The following is a 2,937-nucleotide window of genomic DNA, read 5'->3' on the forward strand; positions in this document are numbered from 1 at the left end:
ACCCCTAGCGCGTTTTGGGTACATATGTATATAATTGGTAATATTTTTCATCTTTGGTAGAACCACGGTATATTTTCCATTTACCGTTCTACCATTTTTCCGTTATATATTTCGGACAGGTCTATTTGGTGAAGTTGGCAGATGGTAGGACTGATGAGCAGGTTTTAATAGAAGATATTGCGCCAAAATTTCGTGAGAATGATGATATACCTTTTGTGATTCATCTAGGTGATCTTGGTCGTCCACAAGAAGCTTGTTCTGATGCTTGGTTGGAGAAGAGTCAGACTTTTTGGAAAAATGAAATAGTTAAACCAGTGTTTTATACACCAGGGGATAATGATTGGACTGATTGCGATCGCGAAAACCTCAAGGTACGACAATCAGAGTTAGAAAGATTGAATGCTATTCGACGGGTATTATTTAGTCAGCCTAAAAGTGTCAATCCTGAATGGCGATATGAACAACAAAGCAGTTTACCAGAAAATGAGACTTGGTTTTATAAAGGTGTCCGGTTTGTAACGCAACATATTGTGAGTACAGATAATGGTCGGACTGAGATATTTCTTGATGATCCTCAGACAGTTGAAAAACTGACAGATGCACGAGATAAAGAAAATGAAATTTGGCTCGATCATGCTTTTGATTTAGCTAAAAATAGTGATACATCTGCTATAGTTGTAGCGACTCAGTTAGATCCTTTTGCTCCTGATGGTAGCACCGGAGATGTGTACAGCAGATGTTTGAATAACCATGCTTACAAAGGATTTTGTGAACAGTTAGAGACATTGGCAGCAAAGTTAGATAAACCTGTTTTATTGCTGCATGGTGATACCAATGCTTACTGTTTTGATCAACCTTTTCCTGTGGCTAAAACTCCAAAATTATGGCGTTTAAATGCACCTGGTGATTTTAAGGTGATTGATGCTTCTTTGATTTCTTTTGATCCCACAAGTTCTGCACAACCTTTTAAAGTGACTGGACTTTTATCAGGTCAAGTTCCTCCTCAAGTCTGCGATTACAGTAGATAATTAATTGATCAGGCGATCGCTTTTTTTGAATTAATACTTAATTAATTTGATAATTTGGCGATCGCATAACACAATGCAAATGTCACACTTTTTGAGTTGGCAAAGGTGCTAATTTTTACCTATTCTGGTTGACAGTTTTATAGCCGTAGACAGAGCAGTTAGGACATCAATGAATCATGAAACTCTCAACCCAATAGACATCTCCAGAAAAGAAATTATGGAACTTATTTATGGGGGCAGGGCGAAGCTTATGGAATATCTAGATGTCTGATTTTTCCGTTAAATTATCGCCCATAAGCTTCGCCCCTACAACTTATGACAAATTAATACATTCTATTTTGGAGATGTCTAATAGACATCATAATTGCACAGAATATTGCACAGAATGTAGAGAAGAGAGTTCTTACCTATGGAACATCTCTATATCTCTACAGTGATCTATGTTTAGTTTCACCAACCTGCTATTTTTCTGATGAAACAGGTGATTTTAATCTTTGTAGGGCAGGGAGGAATGGTGTACTACAATACGCAGTTTACCATTGGTATCCTTGATGAACTTCCAGGTTTTGTCCACTGTGGTTACTTTACCAGTCTTGTCAGTAATTAAGACATTGCCCATTGTTGTAGCTACATTACCAACAATGAAGATTTCAGCGTTGCGAATTTCTACCTTTCGCCATCCGTTGAGGGCAAAGCCAGTATCATTAGGGAAAGAAGAATCGTCGCCCACGAAATAAGCCAATGCACCTTGGCGTGTTGTGCGGAAAGTCTGTGGTGCTTTTGTCAAAGTTGGCTTGAACAGCACTGCACCCATCTGATAACCATAGGCTTGATCAATAATCTTCTCGGCTAATGCCTTAGCTGCGGCTTTTCCCTTCTGATCGTAGGTGGTGGAGATGGCGACTAATGCATCTCCCCAGGCTTTTTGGGCTGCCAGAACTTCAGACTCAGTGATGGTCATATTGACTACTGAAGTTGAGGGGGTTGATGAGTTGGAATTAAGGATGATGTTATTAACTTGAGCTTGAGCTATTGACGGAGTAGCAGCTAACAAGGCCATAGCAGCAGCGGTGACGGAAAGATTGATTCGCATACTTATAAAAAAAACCTATCGGTTATATTTAACGATCACATTAAACCACATTAGAAATCTGGTAAAAATTATCGTAGGGACAATTCATAAATTGTCCATATAATGTCTATAGATATCTATTGTTTCAATAAACTCTATTAATACTTAGAAACTAATTTAAAAGTTACTTAGTGCTTCCAAAATATCAATGAAGATATCGTCAAGTTCTCCTATTGCTGCTAATTCTATTGCTTCTTCTGGTTTTCAGCACCCCCTAATTATTATTTTTGCAAAAAGCTCAAAGGGCAGAATTTAAAGCCCAAAAAGCAGAAATATCTGATGAAAAAGTTCAAGGGTTAGCAGCAAATTTGCAGGAATTAAATATTGATTCAGATACAATTTAATTTAAATCAGGACTTACGTAAAAGGGAACGAAAGTAGGGGTAATACCCTTCGGAAAGCAAGCTACATGAATTACCCCTACACAAGAATAAGGTTTTAAGTCACATCTTGCGTAAGTCTTATAAATGTCTTATAAATGTCTTATAAATATCTAATAAATATCTAACTTTTCCAGGAAGTCGGGGATCTAGTCTAGTTGTAATCTAGTTTGTGGTAAAATTTTCTAATCACAGGTGAAACCTCTAAACTCACTTCTGCATTTATTTGTTGGGTAGAAAGAAGGAAACGCCTTTTTAGGGATTGAATACTATAGCAATCCTATTTGAGTTGTGAATAAATGGTATAATTATACTACTATGGTGAATACAGCTTACAAAGATGAAAAATTTTTTACTAGAACAACAACAAAAAGCTCAAGAAATAGCAATTTTAAAT

The 2,937-nt window shown here is 36.9% G+C and carries 2 protein-coding genes; one reads left to right on the forward strand and one right to left on the reverse strand.

All coding sequences use genetic code 11. The annotated features are described in order from the left end of the window. Window positions 1-134 precede the first annotated feature (134 nt). Window positions 135-1,028 (forward strand): hypothetical protein, encoded by an 894-nt coding sequence (locus FFR48_RS26800; protein WP_201277690.1) that lies wholly within the window; start codon window positions 135-137, stop codon window positions 1,026-1,028. Between the two features lie 487 nt (window positions 1,029-1,515). Here FFR48_RS26800 and FFR48_RS26805 read toward each other — a convergent pair whose 3' ends face one another. Next, entirely contained in the window at window positions 1,516-2,121 is a 606-nt protein-coding gene (locus FFR48_RS26805) for a metal-independent carbonic anhydrase family protein (RefSeq protein ID WP_201277691.1), read from the reverse strand. Between the last annotated feature and the right edge of the window lie 816 nt (window positions 2,122-2,937).

Source organism: Sphaerospermopsis reniformis (genome assembly GCF_005402885.1).
Classification (GTDB): domain Bacteria; phylum Cyanobacteriota; class Cyanobacteriia; order Cyanobacteriales; family Nostocaceae; genus Sphaerospermopsis; species Sphaerospermopsis kisseleviana.

Excerpts from the sequence above, each read along its gene's own strand:
- FFR48_RS26805 (WP_201277691.1), bottom strand. The coding sequence starts at position 2,121 with ATGCGAATCAATCTTTCCGTCACCGCTGCTGCTATGGCCTTGTTAGCT.